The following is a 14,668-nucleotide window of genomic DNA, read 5'->3' as shown; positions in this document are numbered from 1 at the left end:
TCCATGCGGCGCGCACCGGTTCCCTCCGCTATGGGCGAACAACCTTGCGCCTCCCCGCACCCCCACACGCCCCCGCTTCCGGCACTGTGCGCAGTCGGCAGAGCACCCAGCGTAACCCGAAAGGGGGTCCGGCTGTTGCTCCTGGCATGGTTGGCTCGGTCCGCATGACCTCCACGGTCCCCCTTCCCCGCCGGCCCGTCGATCCGGAGGCCCGGGCCCGGCACTGGTACGAGAACGATCTGGGGTGGCCGACCGTGCCCGGACGGCCGCTGCGGCTGCGCACGGGGGTGCGGTTCGACGTGCTGGACGTACCGGCCGAGGCGGGCGCGAAGGCGCTCCGGCATCTCGCGCCGGACTCCCCGGTGGCCCTGCGGGGCGACCGGATGCGGCTGCTGGTGGCCGCGGGCAGCGCGGAGGAGCTGCCCGGTCTGCTGGCCTGGCTGGAGTGGGGCGCGGTGGCCCTGGACCTACGCGCCCTCGGGGCGGGCGGGACGATGGAGGCCCCGCCGCCGCCCGCGGGGTCCGCCGTCGCGGGGCCCGGGTCCGTACGGGCCGGGGCCGCGCCCCGGCGGTCCGAGCAGGGGGCCGCCGTGTGGATGCGGCCCCCCGGTCCGGGACTCGAGGCCGGGGCCTCGCTGCCCGCCATGCCGGCCGTGCCGGCGTCGCCCCCCGCGGGGCGCGAGGGGAACGCCCCCGATCTCGTGCGACTGGTGGACACGGTGGCAGCGGAGTGCCACCGGGTCCGGCTGCGGCGCGCGTGCGCCGGGCACCCCGCCGACCGGCGGGATCAGCCGTTGGCCTTCTCGTAGGCCTCGCGGATGGACGCGGGAACCCGGCCGCGGTCGTTGACCTCGTAACCGTTCTCCTTCGCCCAGGCGCGGATCGCCGCGGTGTCCTGGTTGCCGCCGGTGGCGGCACGCGCCTTTCCACGCCCGCCGGAGGAACGGCCGCCGGTACGGCGCCCGCCCTTCACATAGGGGTCGAGAAGGGTGCGCAGCTTGTCCGCATTGGCAGTCGTGAGATCGATCTCGTACGTCTTGCCGTCCAGCGCGAACGTCACGGTCTCGTCCGCCTCGCCGCCGTCGAGGTCGTCGACAAGAAGGACCTGAACCTTCTGTGCCACCGCATTTCCTTTCATCGATAACGTTGAGGGCCAGGGCTGTGCGGCGTCCGCCGTTTCGCCGCCCCTGTTATATGCAGTACTGCAGTACGTCGGAAAGCAAACCGCTTTTGCCGGAAAAACACAAACCCTCGGGAGTGACTCAGTGGACCGCCCCCGCCCGGAAACATGCGCGTTTCGGACATAGGCCACCGGGGCAATGACGATCACAGATGCAGAAGCATCCGGCTGTTGCCCAAGGTGTTCGGCTTCACTCGTTCGAGACCGAGGAACTCGGCGACGCCCTCGTCATAGGAACGCAACAGCTCCGCGTACACATCCGTGTCGACCGGTGTCTCCCCGATCTCCACGAAGCCGTGCTTCCCGAAGAAGTCGACTTCGAAGGTCAGGCAGAAAACGCGTCGAACGCCGAGCCAGCGCGCGGTCTGGAGCAACTTCTCCAGAACCTGATGACCGACGCCGGCGCCCTTGAGGCCGGGCTTCACCGCCAGTGTGCGGACTTCCGCCAGGTCCTCCCACATGACGTGCAGCGCTCCGCAGCCGACCACCTCGGCGTTGTCGTCGCGTTCGGCGACCCAGAACTCCTGGATGTCCTCGTAAAGCGTGACCGTGGCTTTGTCGAGCAGGATGCGGTCGCGGACGTAGGCGTCGAGGAGGCGGCGCACGGCGGGGACATCGCTGGTCCGGGCCCGGCGGATGCTGATGGCTTTTGCGGGGACTTCGGGACGCTCTGTCGACATGAGCGGACGCTATCGCCCGCCGGTGCCCTCCGGCGCGCCGGGGTTCTCCTCTCCGCGGGCTTCGGCGGGTTCCTGTTGCCTGGCTTCGGGGGCTTCCCGGGTTTCTTCCGGTCCCTGGACGATGCGTACGGCGTCCCTGAGGGCCTGGCGCTGTTCCTCGCTCATCATGCCGAAGAAGGCGACGAGCGCGGCGGCCGGGTTGTCGCTCTGCGACCAGGCGTCGTTCATGAGGGCGGCGGCGTACGCGGCCCGTGTCGACACGGCCTCATATCGATAGGCCCGCCCTTCGGCCTCGCGACGCACCCAGCCCTTCTGATGGAGATTGTCCAAAACGGTCATCACGGTGGTGTACGCGATGGAGCGTTCCCGCTGGAGGTCTTCCAGGACTTCTCGAACGGTCACCGGGCGGTTCCACTTCCACACCCGCGTCATGACCGCGTCTTCGAGTTCTCCCAAGGGGCGAGGCACAACTCAGAACAATAGTGGGAGATCCCGGCAATGGCGTGCCAGACGTGCACTAGAGCTGCAAACGCGAACAAAAAGGGCGTACGACTCGTGGCGCGCCAGGGCGCGGGGAGTCGTACGCCGGGGGCCGGCCGGGGTGCTGTGACCTGTGGTGATGCGGTGTGCTCCGCCGCGGGTCCGGTCAGGCGTCGCCGGCGGCGGAGGCCTGGCGGGCGCTCTCCGCGCGGGCGAGAGCGGCGTCGACGGCCGCGTCCTCCTTGGCCTTGGCCGCCCCGCCCTGGGTCTTCACGATCACCCTGACCACACCGATGAAGAACACGGCCATGACGACCGGGGGCACGAGCGCGGAGATGTAGTCCATGGCTCCAGAGTAGCCACGCCGGAACGCCGAAAAGGGGCAGGGGCGCCCCTCAGGGCCTTTCTAACCCGCGGCCAGCCGGCACGGCGCGGACTGCGCCGGGGGCGCCGGCTTGCGGGGCGGGAAGACCTCCCCGGGTGTCGGGATGGGCCGCTTGGGGGCCGCCGGTTCCGGAGCCGGCCGGTCCGAGGGGCCGGGCGACGGCTTCTGCCCGGGCTCCCGCGCGGGCTCCTGAGGGGGCCTGGAGGGCCCGTCGGACTCCCCCGCGCCCTGCGGGGCCCCGGACTCCCCCGCGCCGCCCGGAAGCGCCAGCAGGCGCGTCCTGGCCGTCGGCACGGCGGGCGCGGGCGCCTTCCGCCCGCCCTGCGCGAACCGTGCCCGCACGTCCTGCTCGGCCAGCTCCCGGCAGCGGTCCAGCAAGGCCGCCGCCGCGGGGTTCCCGCGCAGCGCCCGGAGCGCGGCCAGGTCGTCCGGCGTCGGCCGGTGCCCGGCGCCGAGCACCTCCTCCAGGAGGGTGAGGTAGCCGGCGGCGGTACCCGGCAGGGCGGCCCGGTAGCGGCCGAGGTCGGCCACCAGGAAGGCGCGCAGCCTGGCCCCCTCGCACATCGCCTCGTCGAGCGTCTCTGCGAGCCGGAGGCAGTCCTGCACGTCCTCGGCGGAGGCGTGGCCGGGGTGGAGGGCGAGAGCGAGGGCGCGGCGGAGCACACGCAGCTCCTCCGCGCCGAACGCCATGCCGCCGCGGGATCCGTATGGCGTGGGCATGCGGCGACGCTACCCACTAATCGGACAAAAGTGACGATTCCGCATCTCTTTTCCCCCGCGTGTCGCTCCGGCTTCCTCCATCCGGTGCCACTCGCGGCGGGGGCCCTCACGGAACGGCCCGGCGCCCCGTCGGGCGCCGGGCCGTTCTCACAGCCGTGAGACGTTGCGTTCGTAGACCAGGCGGAGGCCCATCAGGGTCAGCCACGGCTGGTGCTCGTCGATCACCGAGGACTCGCCCAGCACCATCGGCGCCAGTCCGCCCGTGGCGATCACCGTCACGTCCTCCGGGTCGTCGGCCAGCTCCCGGGCCATCCGGCTGACGACCCCGTCGACCTGCCCGGCGAACCCGTACACGATGCCCGCCTGCATCGCCTCGACCGTGTTCTTGCCGATCACGCTGCGCGGCCGGGCCACCTCGATCTTCCGCAGCTGCGCGCCCTTGACGCCGAGCGCCTCCACGGAGATCTCGATACCGGGCGCGATCACCCCGCCGACGTACTCCCCGCGCGCGGAGACCGCGTCGAAGGTGGTCGCCGTGCCGAAGTCCACGACGATCGCGGGACCGCCGTACAGGTCGACGGCCGCGACGGCGTTGATGATCCGGTCGGCGCCGACCTCCTTGGGGTTGTCGGTGAGGATCGGCACGCCCGTCTTCACGCCCGGCTCGACCAGGACGGCGGGTACGTCGCCGTAGTACCGCCGGGTGACCTCGCGCAGTTCGTGCAGCACCGACGGGACGGTCGCGCAGATGGCGATGCCGTCGATGCCGTCGCCCAGCTCCTCGCCGAGCAGCGGGTGCATGCCCATCAGGCCCTGGAGCAGCACCGCCAGCTCGTCCGCCGTGCGGCGCGCGTCCGTGGAGATGCGCCAGTGCTCGACGATGTCCTCACCGTCGAACAGGCCGAGGACGGTGTGCGTGTTGCCGACGTCGATCGTGAGGAGCATCGCCGTTACTCCGCCTCGCGCAGGTCCAGGCCGATGTCCAGGATCGGCGAGGAGTGGGTCAGCGCGCCGACGGCGAGGAAGTCCACGCCGGTCTCGGCGTACGCGCGCGCGCCCGCGAGCGTCAGCCGCCCGGACGCCTCCAGCAGCGCCCGACCGCCGACGATGCCGACGGCCTCCTCGCACTCGCCGGGCGTGAAGTTGTCCAGCAGGATCAGGTCGGCGCCGGCGTCCACGACCTCGCGCAGCTGGTGCAGGGTGTCGACCTCGACCTCGATCGGCACGTCCGGGAAGGCCTCCCGTACGGCCTTGAAGGCCTGTGCGACGCCGCCGGCGGCGACCACGTGGTTGTCCTTCACCAGGGCCGCGTCCGACAGCGACATGCGGTGGTTGACGCCCCCGCCGCAGCGGACGGCGAACTTCTCCAGCGAGCGCAGGCCCGGCGTCGTCTTGCGGGTGTCGCGCACGCGCGCCTTGGTGCCCTCCAGCGCGTCCGCCCACGCGCGCGTGGCGGTCGCGATGCCGGACAGCCGGCACAGGATGTTCAGCGCGCTGCGCTCGGCGGTGAGCAGGTCACGCGTGCGCGTGGTGACCGACAGCAGCTTCTGCCCGGCCTCGACCCGGTCGCCGTCCTCCACGTGCCGCTCGACCTCGAACTCGTCCGTGCACACCACGGAGAGCACGGCCTCGGCGACCCGGAGGCCGGCCACGACGCCCGCCTCGCGCGCGGTGAAGTCGGCGGTGGCGACCGCGTCCTCCGGGATGGTCGACACGGTCGTCACGTCCACACCGCCGTCCAGGTCCTCCTGGATGGCGACGTTGGCGATGTCCTCGACCTCGATCGGGTCCAGTCCGGCGGCGGCCAGCAGTTCGGCGAGCGCGGGGTCGAGCCCGCACTCCAGGTACTCCTCGTCACCCTCGGCGCCGCAGGTGCAGCCGTCGCCGCAGCCGCCGTTCGAGGCGAGGGGAAGGTCGTCGGTGCTCACGTCTGTCACTGCTCCTGGGGCGCTGGTGTTACCGGACAGGGGGGAAGTCTGCGGTGTCGGTGGTGCGTACGGCCAGCGACCGGTCCGGATTGAGCCGTACGACGATGTGGCGCCGCCAGTTCGCGTCGTCGCGCCCGGCGCGGTCCTCGCGCCAGTGGCAGCCGCGGGTCTCCTCGCGCAGCCGGGCGGCGGCGACCAGGACCCGGGCCACGCACAGGAGGTTGGTGGCCTCCCAGGTGTCCACGCCGGGCTCGGCGGTCTTGCCGTTATCCTCCAGCGCGTCCTGGGCCTCGGTGTGCAGCCGCTGGAGCTGGTCAGCGGCCCTGGCGAGGGACTCCTCCGAGCGCAGCACGCCCGCGCCCTCGGTCATGGTCCGCTGGATGGCGAACCGGGTCTCGGGGGTGAGCAGCGGGTGGGCCGGCTTCGCGGGCTCCGGGACCGGTACGGGCACGCGCGCGTGCAGGCCGTCCGCCGCGCGGGCGGCGGCGATGTCGGCGGCGATCCGCTCGGCGTAGACGAGGCCTTCGAGGAGGGAGTTGGAGGCGAGCCGGTTGGCGCCGTGCACGCCGGTACAGGCGACCTCGCCGCAGGCGTACAGGCCCGGGACCGTGGTGCGTCCCCGCGCGTCGGTGCGGACGCCGCCGGAGGCGTAGTGGGCGGCCGGGGCGATCGGGATGGGCTCGGTGACCGGGTCGATGCCGTTGGCGCGGCAGGCGGCCAGGATGGTCGGGAAGCGGTGCTCCCACATCGCGGCGCCGAAGTGCCGGGCGTCGAGGTACATGTGCTCGGCGCCCCGCTCCAGCATCCGCCGCAGGATGCCCTTGGCGACGATGTCCCGGGGCGCCAGCTCGGCCAGCTCGTGCTGGCCCACCATGAAGCGCACGCCGTCCGCGTCGACCAGGTGCGCGCCCTCGCCGCGCACCGCCTCGGAGACGAGCGGCTGCTGGCCCTCGGCGTCCGCGCCGAGGAACAGCACGGTCGGGTGGAACTGCACGAACTCCAGATCGCTGACCTCGGCGCCCGCGCGCAGCGCCAGCGCCACGCCGTCGCCGGTCGACACGGACGGGTTGGTGGTCGCCGAGAACACCTGTCCCATGCCGCCGGTCGCGAGGACCACGGCGGGCGCGTGCACGGCGCCCACGCCGTCGTGCTGGCCCTCGCCCATCACGTGCAGGGTGACCCCGGCCGTGCGGCCCTCGGCGTCCGTCAGCAGATCGAGGACCAGCGCGTTCTCGATCGTGCGCAGCCCGCGCGCGCGTACGGCCTCCACGAGCGCCCGGGAGACCTCCGCGCCGGTCGCGTCGCCGCCCGCGTGCGCGATCCGGCGCCGGTGGTGGCCGCCCTCGCGGGTGAGGTGGATGTCGCCCTCGTCGTCGGTGTCGAAGTGGGCGCCGGTGGAGATGAGCCGCCGGACGGCGTCGGGGCCCTCGGTGACGAGGATGCGCACGGCCTCCTCGTCGCACAGGCCCGCTCCGGCCACCAGGGTGTCGTCCAGGTGCTGCTCGGGGGTGTCGCCCTCGCCGAGGGCCGCGGCGATGCCGCCCTGCGCCCAGCGCGTGGAGCCGTCGTCGAGGCGGGCCTTGGTGACGACGACCGTGGTGAGCCCGGCGGCCTCGCAGCGCAGCGCAGCGGTCAGGCCGGCCACTCCGGAGCCGACGACGACCACGTCCGCGGAGATGCTCCACCCGGGGGCGGGTGCGTGCAGTCGTATGCCTGTGCTGGTCACGAGGCGGCTCCGAAGGTGAGAGGGAGATTGTCGATCAGCCGGGTCGTGCCGACCCGGGCCGCGACGGCGAGAACGGCCTCGCCGGTGAAGTCGTCGCCGATCTCGGTGAAGTCGGAGGGGTCGACGAGGGCCAGGTAGTCCAGCCGGAGGGGCGGTTCGAGGCGGGCGGCCTCGTCCAGGACCTGGCGGGCGGCGGCGCGGACGGCCGCCGGGCCGCCGGGCGCGGCGGTGGCCACCGCGTGCGCGTCGGCCGCCGCGCGGGACTCCCCTATGGCGCTCAGCGCCTCGGCACGCGCGTGCGTGGAGGGCACTTCCCGGGCCCGCGCGCGCAGCGCCTCCTGGGCCGCGTGCCGGTCCCGGCCGGCGAACAGCGCGCGGGACAGCGCGAGGGCGGTACGGCGCTCGCCCGCCGAGAGGTAGCGGTTGCGGCTGGACAGCGCGAGTCCGTCCTCCTCGCGGACGGTCGGTACGGCGACGATCTCGACGCCGAAGTTGAGGTCCCGCACCATGCGCCGGATCAGGGCCAGCTGCTGGGCGTCCTTCTGGCCGAACAGGGCGGCGTCGGGGCGGGTGAGGTGCAGCAGCTTGGCGACGACGGTAAGCATCCCGTCGAAGTGCCCGGGCCGCGAGGCACCCTCCAGGCGCCCGCCCATGGGCCCCGCGGAGACGCGCACCTGGGGTTCGCCGCCCGGGTAGACCTCGTCCACGGAGGGCGCGAACACGGCGTCCGCGCCCGCCTGCCCGGCGAGCTCGAGATCAGCGTCCAGGGTGCGCGGGTAGCGGTCGAGGTCCTCGCCCGCGCCGAACTGCAACGGGTTGACGAAGACCGTGACGACGACCTCGCCGCCGGGGCCGGCGGCCTCCCGCGCGGCGCGGATGAGCGTCGCGTGGCCCTCGTGCAGAGCGCCCATGGTCATCACGACGGCGCGGCGGCCGTGGCGCACACGCGCGTGCAGCTCGTCGGCGGTGCTCAGCAGGGCGGTGCTCATCGGTCGTTCCCCTCGGTGCCGGTCGTGCCGTCGGAGCCGTTCGGGCCGTCCGAGCCGTTCGGGCCGCCGGTTCCCTCGCCGTCCTGGCCTCCTCCGCCTCCCTGTGGTCCCTGTCCTCCCTGGCCTCGGCTTTCGCCCCCGTCGGCGAGTACCCCGAGGAGGTCCTCGGCGAGTTCCGGCTTCAGCAGGCCGTGGGCGAGCGCGCGGTCGGCCGTCGCGCGGGCCATCGCCAGATAGCCCGCCACGGTCTGCGGGGCGTGCTCGCGCAGCTCGGTGACGTGCGCGGCGACCGTACCGGCGTCCCCGCGCGCGACCGGGCCGGTCAGGGCGGCGTCACCGAAGCGCAGGGCGTTGTCCAGAGCGGCCCCGAGGAGGGGTCCGAGCATCCGGTCGGGCGCCGCCACACCGGCGGTGCGCAGCAGCTCCATGGACTGGGCGACCAGGGTCACCAGGTGGTTGGCGCCGAGCGCGAGGGCCGCGTGGTACAGCGGGCGGTTCCCCTCGCTGATCCACTCCGGTTCCCCGCCCATCTCGATCACCAGGGCCTCGGCGGCCAGCCGCAGCTCCTCGGGCGCGGTGACGCCGAAGGAGCAGCCCGCGAGCCGCTGGACGTCGACCGGCGTGCCGGTGAAGGTCATCGCCGGGTGCAGGGCCAGCGGCAGCGCGCCCGCGCGCAGGGCGGGGTCGAGCACCTTCGCGCCGTACCGGCCGGAGGTGTGCACCAGCAGTTGTCCCGGCCGCACCGCGCCGGTCTCGGCGAGGCCGGCGACCAGGCCGGGCAGGACGTCGTCGGGGACCGTGAGCAGCACCAGGTCGGCGCGCTGGAGCACCTCGGCGGGCGGCACCAGCGGGACGTCCGGGAGCATGGTCTCGGCGCGCCTGCGGGAGGCGTCGGAGACTCCGGAGACGGCGACCGGGCGGTGCCCGGCGAGCTGGAGGGACGCGGCCAGCGCGGGGCCCACGCGACCGGCGCCGACGACGCCGACGGTGAGCCGCGCGGGGCGGTCCCTGAGGTCTGGTTGGTGGACTGTACTCACGCGACGGCGGCCTTCCCGTTCCAGTCCGCTCTGGGTACCGGACGATTTCTCGTCATGTTAACGCTATCGGGTGGGGCGGCGGCCGGTTGTCCACAGGCTGTGGGTTTCGCCACGTCCCTCTCCCGCCCTTCCCCGCGGGAAAACCGGGCTGCCGCGCGGGCGCCGCGCGAGGCATGATCCACGGCATGACTGATGTGGCTGAGCAGGACGACGAACGGTCGGCGGAGAAGCGCTCGCGGGAGCGGCGCAGGGCCGCCCAGCGGGGAGCGCGGCGCATCCTGGCGCACGCGACCCCCCGGGACTCCATCCGCGAACGGCTCACGCAGCTCCAGGAAGCGGGCGCCGAGGTGTACGACCTGGACGAGCCCGGGGACGTCTACGGCGACCGGATCGTGGCCGCCCTGGAGGAGCGGGTCGCCGCGCTGCTCGGCACCGAGGCCGCCGCGTTCTTCCCGACGGGCACCATGGCCCAGCAGGTGGCCCTGCGCTGCTGGGCGGCCCGCACCGGGAACCCGGCGGTGGCCCTGCACCCGCTGGCCCACCCGGAAGTCCACGAGCGGCAGGCGTTCAGCCAGGTCAGCGGGTTGCGTCCGGTCAGGGTGGGCGGGGAGCGGCGGCTGCCCACGGCGGCCGAGATACGCGACCTCGAAGAGCCCTTCGGCGCGCTGATGCTGGAGCTGCCCCTGCGGGACGCCGGTTTCGTGCTGCCGACCTGGGAGGAGCTGACCCAGACCGTCGCGGCGGCGCGGGAGCGTGACGCGGTGGTGCACTTCGACGGCGCGCGCCTGTGGGAGTGCACCGAGCACTTCGGGCGCCCCCTGGCGGAGATCGCCGGCCTCGCCGACAGCGTCTACGTCTCGTTCTACAAGTCCGTCGGCGGCTTCGGCGGCGCCGCGCTCGCCGGTCCGAGGACGCTGGTGGAAGAGGCGAAGACCTGGCGGCACCGGTACGGCGGCACGGTCTTCCAGCAGTTCCCGACCGTGCTGTCCGCGCTCGTCGGCCTGGACCGCGAAGTGCCCCGGCTGCCCGAGTACGTGCGGCACGCGCGCGTGGTGGCCGCCGCGCTGCGCGAAGGCTTCGCGGCGGCCGGGGTGCCCTGGGCCCGTGTCCACCCGGAGGAGCCGCACACCCACCAGTTCCAGGTCTGGCTGCCGTACGAACCGGAAGTGGCCGCCGAGGCGTCGCTCCTTCAGGCCGAGGAGACCTCGGTGATGCTGTTCGCGAACGTCTGGAACACCGGCGGGCCCGGCCTCGCCTTCACGGAGGTCGGCGTCCAGGCCGCGGGGCTGGAGTGGACGGCGGACGACGTCCGCGCGGCCGTGCGGGACTTCGTGGACCGCCTGCCCGGCAGGGCCTAGAGGGCGCGGGGGCGCGCCCGGCGGGCCAGGGCGCGCAGCCGGCGGGCCAGGGCGCGCCGGAGCCGCCCGGGTGCCGGACGTCCGGCGATGACGGCGCGGAAGTGCCGATGGTCGCGCACCTCGCGGAGGAGGCTGAGGTCGTGGCGGCCCGGCGCGGGCGGCCCGGGCTCGCCGTGCAAACGGGCGCGGTAGCTGTCGAGGAGGTACTGCTGGGTGATGCTCATGGCTGATCGCCTTCTCGTGACGTGGCTGACCGGTGACCGACCGGGCGCCGCGGCGGCCCCGGCCCCTCGACGCTGCCCCTGACCGGCGTGGATGTCCCGTGGATTGACGGTTGCCGTCAATCCACGGGGGCGCTGTCAGTGGCCCGGTGCACCATGGAGCCATGAGCGTGACCATCGACATCACCGGACTGCCTCTGGAGAGGGTCTTTGTCGTGCCCTCCCCGCTGGCGGAACTGGGGATGGCGCTGCACGCGCTGAGCGAGCCCGGGCACCACCCGGAGCTGCGGGGCTGGGCGGCCGCCGTCTCCTCCCGGCTGGAGCCCTCCCTGGCCGACCGGCTGTGCGAGGCGGACTTCCTGTGGCGCACGACGTTCTCGGACGTCTTCGCCCCGTTCGCCGGCCTCCCCGGCGGACGCGCGCTCCCCGGCGCGACGCTCGCCGAAGAGCTGGACCAGCTGGACGAACTGACGGACCAGCAGTTCGTCAACGCCGCCCTGGAGTTCACCTGCCAGCTCCGCTACGACGTCCAGGAGCCCGGTCCGCTGGAGGACCCGGAGCTGCGCCGCCGCTCCCTGGAACTGGCCGCCGCGCGCGGTGCCGTACAGGAGCGGTTCACGCGCCGCCTGCTGGCCGACCCGCCGGCCGTGCGCGCCTGGTTCCGCCGGCTGATGCTCGACTGCGACGAGGCCTTCTTCGCCGACACCTGGGCCCGTGTCCAGCCCCAGCTCGCCGCCGACGCCCGGCACCGGACCGAGCTGCTGCGCCGCAAGGGACTCGGCGAGGCCCTCGCGTCCCTGTCCGGGGCCGTCTCGCTGGACGAGGAGGCCGGACTCGTCACGGTCGACAAGCTGCTGGTGGGCCGCGCCGCCACCGGCGACGGCAACCTGGTGCTGGTGCCGACCAGCCTCGGCTGGCCGCACGTGATGGTCCTGCACCGGTACGGCTGGCAGCCCTCGATCACCTACCCCGCGAGCGGTCCCCGGCCGCAGGCGCCCTCCGTCGAACAGCTCACGCGCCGGCTGGAGGCCCTGGCCCACCCGGTACGGATGCGGCTGTGCCGGCACCTCGCGCGCGCCCCGCACACCACGAGCGAACTGGCCGACGCGCACGGCATGTCGGCGCCCGAGATATCCCGGCACCTGACGGTGCTGAAGAAGGCGGGCCTGATCACCGACTGCCGCCGCGGCCGGTACGTCCAGCACCAGCTGGACCTGACCGCGGTGGCCCGGCTCGGCAGCGACTTCATCGAGGGCGTCCTGCGCTGACCAACCGGGGCCCGGCCGGGCGGCTCTCGCGAAGGAAGCGGGGCCCGGGGCCGGGCGGCCCTTGCTGAGCAAGCGGAGCCCGGGGCCGGGCGGCCCACGCCGAGCAAGCCGGGCCCAAGACCGGGCGGCCCATGCCGAGGAAGCCGCGTCCAAGGCTGACGGCTCACCCGAGCACGCCGGGCCAAGGGCCGGTCGGCCGACGCCGAGGAAGCGGGACCCGGGGCCGCGGGCGGCCCACGCCAAGCAAGCCGGGCCCGAGACCGGGCGGCCCATTCCGAGCAAGCGGAGCCCACGGCCGGGCGGCCGACGCTGAGGAAGCGGGGCCCGAGGCTGACGGCCCACGTCGAGGGAGTCGAGGCTGACGACTCACCCGAGCAAGCGAAGCCCAGGGCCGGGCGGCCGACGCCGAGCAAGCGGAGCCAGTGGCCGGGCGGCCCACGCCGAGGAAGCCGGGCCCAAGCTGACCGCCCACTCCGGGCAAGCCAGGCTCAAGGCTGACGGCCCACGCCGAGGAAGCCGGGCCCGAGCCCAGCGGCCCACGCTGAGGAGGCCGGGCCCGAAACCAGCCGTCCACGCCGAGCAAGCCCGCCCGAAACCAGCCCCCCCGCCCAGCAAGCCGGCCCAAGACCAGCCGCCCCGCCCAGCAAGTCGGCCGAGTCGTGAGCGTCAGCCGTGGGCGTCAGCCGTGGCCGCCGGCGCGTACCAGTCCCGTCTCGTACGCCAGCACGACCACCTGTACCCGGTCGCGCAGGCCGAGCTTGGTCAGGATGCGGCCTACATGGGTCTTCACGGTCGCCTCGCTCAGCACCAGCCGGGCCGCGATCTCGCCGTTGGACAGACCCTGCGCCACCAGCACCATGACCTCGCGTTCCCGCTCGGTGAGCCGTTCCAGCTCCTTGTGCTGGGGCCCCTTGCCGGCGGAGGGCAGCATCGGCGCGAAGCGGTCCAGCAGGCGCCGGGTGGTGGAGGGCGCCACGACCGCGTCGCCGCTGTGCACGGCGCGAATGGCGGCGAGGAGATCACCGGGCGGCACGTCCTTGAGCATGAAACCGGAGGCGCCCGCCTTCAGCCCGGAGAAGGCGTACTCGTCCAGGTCGAACGTGGTCAGGATGAGGACCTTGGGCGCGTCCGGCTCCGCGCAGATCCGCCGGGTGGCCTCCACACCGTCCAGCTTCGGCATCCGCACGTCCATGAGGACGACGTCGACGGCGGTCGACCGCACCACCTGGAGGGCCTCGACGCCGTCGCCCGCCTCGGCGACGACCTCCATGTCCGGCTGGGCGGCGAGCACCATCCGGAACCCGGTGCGCAGCAGCACCTGGTCGTCGACGAGCATCACGCGGATCGTCATCGGGCTTCTTCCGTTCGGGATCAAGGGTCGGTCAGTGTGCCGGTTTGAGCGGCAGCAGGGCGCTGATGCGGAATCCTCCGCCTGGGCGCGGGCCGGCGTCCAGGGTGCCGCCGACCATGCCGACGCGCTCGCGCATGCCGATCAGGCCGTGGCCCTGTCCGTCGGCGCCGCCCTCCTCGTACAGCTCGTGCGGGGCGCCCTTGCCGTCGTCCTCGACCAGCAGGCCGAGACCGTCGTCGAAGTAGACCAGGCGGACGCTCGCGCCCGCGTGGGGGCCCCCGTGCTTGCGGGTGTTGGTCAGCGCCTCCTGCACGATGCGGTACGCGGTCAGCTCCACGCCGCTGGGCAGTGGCCGCGGGGTGCCCTCCACCTTGAAGTCGACCGGGAGGCCGGAGCTGCGGCACTGCTCGATGAGGTCGTCGATCTGCTCGACGTCGGGCTGGGGGACGTACTCCCCGCTCTCCTGGTGCTCGCCGGTGCGCAGCACGCCCAGCAGGCGGCGCATCTCGGCCAGGGCCTGACGGCCGGTGGAGGAGATCGTCTCCAGGGCCTTCCTGGCCTGGTCGGGGGCGGTGTCCATGACGTAGGCGGCGCCGTCGGCCTGCACCACCATCACCGACACGTTGTGCGCGACGACGTCGTGCAGCTCGCGCGCGATCCGCGCGCGCTCGGCGGCGACCGCGACCTTCGCCTGCGCCTCGCGCTCCTTCTCCAGCCGGGCCGCGCGCTCCTCCAGCTGGGCGAAGTAGGCCCGCCGGGTGCGCATGGAGTCGCCGAGGACCCAGGCGAGGGCGAAGGGCACCGTCTGGAAGACCGCTATGGCCGCCTGCCCGAGGAGGCCACTGTCCGCGGCCGGCCAGCGGATCTGGGCCACGGCCGCCGCGCAGAGGCTGACGGCGAGCGCCAGCCGGGAGGCCCAGCGCGCGCCGACCGTCGCGACCGTGTAGGTGATCACCAGCATGGCGAAGTCGGCGACGGTCGTCTCGATGTCCAGGACCAGTTGCACCAGCCCGGCCACGAGGGCGAGCAGCAGCATCGGCTCCGGCAGACGGCGGCGCAGCGCCACGACCACGCACAGGACGGTGGACACGGCCAAGCCGCCCGGGATCGTCCCGTGGTGACCTCGCACCCCGTCGAGATTGACCACGCTCAGCGCGGACAGCCCGAACAGGACGACGGCCCAGAAGGAGTCGACCCAGATCGGGTGGCGGCGGAGGAAGTCGTAGAGGCGCTGCACGTAACCCAGAGTAGGGAAACCAGATGCGTGCAGGGGTCAACCGGAGGACCGATCCGTGCCCGGTGCGCGTACTCCCCAAGGTGGATGCCGTGATCAACGATGTGCCTA

The 14,668-nt window shown here is 73.6% G+C and carries 16 protein-coding genes; 3 read left to right on the top strand and 13 right to left on the bottom strand.

Annotated elements, in window-relative coordinates; genetic code table 11:
- Positions 1-164 precede the first annotated feature (164 nt).
- Positions 165-809, top strand: coding sequence for an SCO3374 family protein (locus ACZ5DC_RS12540; protein WP_468652013.1), 645 nt, complete (start codon positions 165-167; stop codon positions 807-809).
- Here ACZ5DC_RS12540 and ACZ5DC_RS12535 read toward each other — a convergent pair.
- From ACZ5DC_RS12535 to ACZ5DC_RS12490, 10 genes are all read right to left on the bottom strand, one after another.
- Entirely contained in the window at positions 788-1,123 is a 336-nt protein-coding gene (locus ACZ5DC_RS12535; RefSeq protein ID WP_103817333.1) for a histone-like nucleoid-structuring protein Lsr2, read from the bottom strand. The two genes, ACZ5DC_RS12540 and ACZ5DC_RS12535, sit on opposite strands and share 22 nt — an antisense overlap.
- A gap of 203 nt (positions 1,124-1,326) precedes the next feature.
- The gene (locus ACZ5DC_RS12530; protein WP_366750268.1) at positions 1,327-1,860 is read right to left on the bottom strand and encodes an amino-acid N-acetyltransferase; all 534 of its coding nucleotides are present in this window, start codon (positions 1,858-1,860) and stop codon (positions 1,327-1,329) included.
- 9 nt (positions 1,861-1,869) lie between these two features.
- The gene (locus ACZ5DC_RS12525) at positions 1,870-2,292 is read right to left on the bottom strand and encodes a BlaI/MecI/CopY family transcriptional regulator (RefSeq protein WP_468652082.1); all 423 of its coding nucleotides are present in this window, start codon (positions 2,290-2,292) and stop codon (positions 1,870-1,872) included.
- Positions 2,293-2,506: 214 nt separating this feature from the next.
- Positions 2,507-2,686 (bottom strand): hypothetical protein, encoded by a 180-nt coding sequence (locus tag ACZ5DC_RS12520; protein ID WP_366750266.1) that lies wholly within the window; start codon positions 2,684-2,686, stop codon positions 2,507-2,509.
- Between the two features lie 60 nt (positions 2,687-2,746).
- A complete protein-coding gene (locus tag ACZ5DC_RS12515) occupies positions 2,747-3,415 on the bottom strand; it encodes a hypothetical protein (RefSeq protein ID WP_468652080.1) in 669 nt (222 codons plus the stop codon).
- Between the two features lie 177 nt (positions 3,416-3,592).
- The gene (locus ACZ5DC_RS12510; RefSeq protein ID WP_171154041.1) at positions 3,593-4,390 is read right to left on the bottom strand and encodes a type III pantothenate kinase; all 798 of its coding nucleotides are present in this window, start codon (positions 4,388-4,390) and stop codon (positions 3,593-3,595) included.
- Between the two features lie 5 nt (positions 4,391-4,395).
- Positions 4,396-5,373, bottom strand: a complete 978-nt coding sequence (gene nadC / locus ACZ5DC_RS12505) for a carboxylating nicotinate-nucleotide diphosphorylase (protein ID WP_468652010.1) — start codon at positions 5,371-5,373, stop codon at positions 4,396-4,398.
- A gap of 28 nt (positions 5,374-5,401) precedes the next feature.
- Positions 5,402-7,099: an L-aspartate oxidase gene (locus tag ACZ5DC_RS12500; protein WP_468652008.1), complete on the bottom strand. Its 1,698-nt coding sequence runs from the start codon at positions 7,097-7,099 to the stop codon at positions 5,402-5,404.
- A complete protein-coding gene (gene panC, locus ACZ5DC_RS12495) occupies positions 7,096-8,088 on the bottom strand; it encodes a pantoate--beta-alanine ligase (RefSeq protein ID WP_468652006.1) in 993 nt (330 codons plus the stop codon). Before panC ends, ACZ5DC_RS12500 begins: the two co-directional genes overlap by 4 nt.
- A complete protein-coding gene (locus ACZ5DC_RS12490) occupies positions 8,085-9,125 on the bottom strand; it encodes a Rossmann-like and DUF2520 domain-containing protein (RefSeq protein WP_468652004.1) in 1,041 nt (346 codons plus the stop codon). The genes panC and ACZ5DC_RS12490 overlap by 4 nt, the downstream gene beginning before the upstream one ends.
- A gap of 185 nt (positions 9,126-9,310) precedes the next feature.
- Between ACZ5DC_RS12490 and ACZ5DC_RS12485 the strand changes: the two genes are divergently transcribed.
- Positions 9,311-10,483, top strand: coding sequence for a threonine aldolase family protein (locus ACZ5DC_RS12485; protein ID WP_468652002.1), 1,173 nt, complete (start codon positions 9,311-9,313; stop codon positions 10,481-10,483).
- Here the strand turns inward: ACZ5DC_RS12485 and ACZ5DC_RS12480 are convergent.
- The gene (locus ACZ5DC_RS12480; RefSeq protein WP_468652000.1) at positions 10,480-10,707 is read right to left on the bottom strand and encodes a hypothetical protein; all 228 of its coding nucleotides are present in this window, start codon (positions 10,705-10,707) and stop codon (positions 10,480-10,482) included. The two genes, ACZ5DC_RS12485 and ACZ5DC_RS12480, sit on opposite strands and share 4 nt — an antisense overlap.
- Positions 10,708-10,868: 161 nt before the next feature.
- Between ACZ5DC_RS12480 and ACZ5DC_RS12475 the strand changes: the two genes are divergently transcribed.
- On the top strand, positions 10,869-11,972 hold the full coding sequence (locus tag ACZ5DC_RS12475) for a DUF5937 family protein (protein ID WP_468651998.1): 1,104 nt from the start codon (positions 10,869-10,871) through the stop codon (positions 11,970-11,972).
- A gap of 679 nt (positions 11,973-12,651) precedes the next feature.
- Here ACZ5DC_RS12475 and ACZ5DC_RS12470 read toward each other — a convergent pair.
- A complete protein-coding gene (locus tag ACZ5DC_RS12470; RefSeq protein ID WP_468651996.1) occupies positions 12,652-13,323 on the bottom strand; it encodes a response regulator in 672 nt (223 codons plus the stop codon).
- A 31-nt stretch (positions 13,324-13,354) separates the two neighbouring features.
- The gene (locus tag ACZ5DC_RS12465; RefSeq protein WP_468651994.1) at positions 13,355-14,560 is read right to left on the bottom strand and encodes a sensor histidine kinase; all 1,206 of its coding nucleotides are present in this window, start codon (positions 14,558-14,560) and stop codon (positions 13,355-13,357) included.
- Positions 14,561-14,668 lie beyond the last annotated feature (108 nt).

This window comes from Streptomyces sp. NPDC031445 (genome assembly GCF_055581365.1).
Note: the sequence above shows the minus strand (reverse complement) of the source record. Positions and strands in the feature narration are given on the sequence as shown.

Excerpts from the sequence above, each read along its gene's own strand:
- ACZ5DC_RS12525 (WP_468652082.1), bottom strand. The coding sequence starts at position 2,292 with ATGACGCGGGTGTGGAAGTGGAACCGCCCGGTGACCGTTCGAGAAGTC.
- ACZ5DC_RS12515 (WP_468652080.1), bottom strand. The coding sequence starts at position 3,415 with ATGGCGTTCGGCGCGGAGGAGCTGCGTGTGCTCCGCCGCGCCCTCGCT.
- ACZ5DC_RS12480 (WP_468652000.1), bottom strand. The coding sequence starts at position 10,707 with ATGAGCATCACCCAGCAGTACCTCCTCGACAGCTACCGCGCCCGTTTG.
- ACZ5DC_RS12510 (WP_171154041.1), bottom strand. The coding sequence starts at position 4,390 with ATGCTCCTCACGATCGACGTCGGCAACACGCACACCGTCCTCGGCCTG.
- ACZ5DC_RS12530 (WP_366750268.1), bottom strand. The coding sequence starts at position 1,860 with ATGTCGACAGAGCGTCCCGAAGTCCCCGCAAAAGCCATCAGCATCCGC.
- ACZ5DC_RS12470 (WP_468651996.1), bottom strand. The coding sequence starts at position 13,323 with ATGACGATCCGCGTGATGCTCGTCGACGACCAGGTGCTGCTGCGCACC.
- ACZ5DC_RS12485 (WP_468652002.1), top strand. The coding sequence starts at position 9,311 with ATGACTGATGTGGCTGAGCAGGACGACGAACGGTCGGCGGAGAAGCGC.
- panC (WP_468652006.1), bottom strand. The coding sequence starts at position 8,088 with ATGAGCACCGCCCTGCTGAGCACCGCCGACGAGCTGCACGCGCGTGTG.
- ACZ5DC_RS12475 (WP_468651998.1), top strand. The coding sequence starts at position 10,869 with ATGAGCGTGACCATCGACATCACCGGACTGCCTCTGGAGAGGGTCTTT.
- ACZ5DC_RS12540 (WP_468652013.1), top strand. The coding sequence starts at position 165 with ATGACCTCCACGGTCCCCCTTCCCCGCCGGCCCGTCGATCCGGAGGCC.
- ACZ5DC_RS12520 (WP_366750266.1), bottom strand. The coding sequence starts at position 2,686 with ATGGACTACATCTCCGCGCTCGTGCCCCCGGTCGTCATGGCCGTGTTC.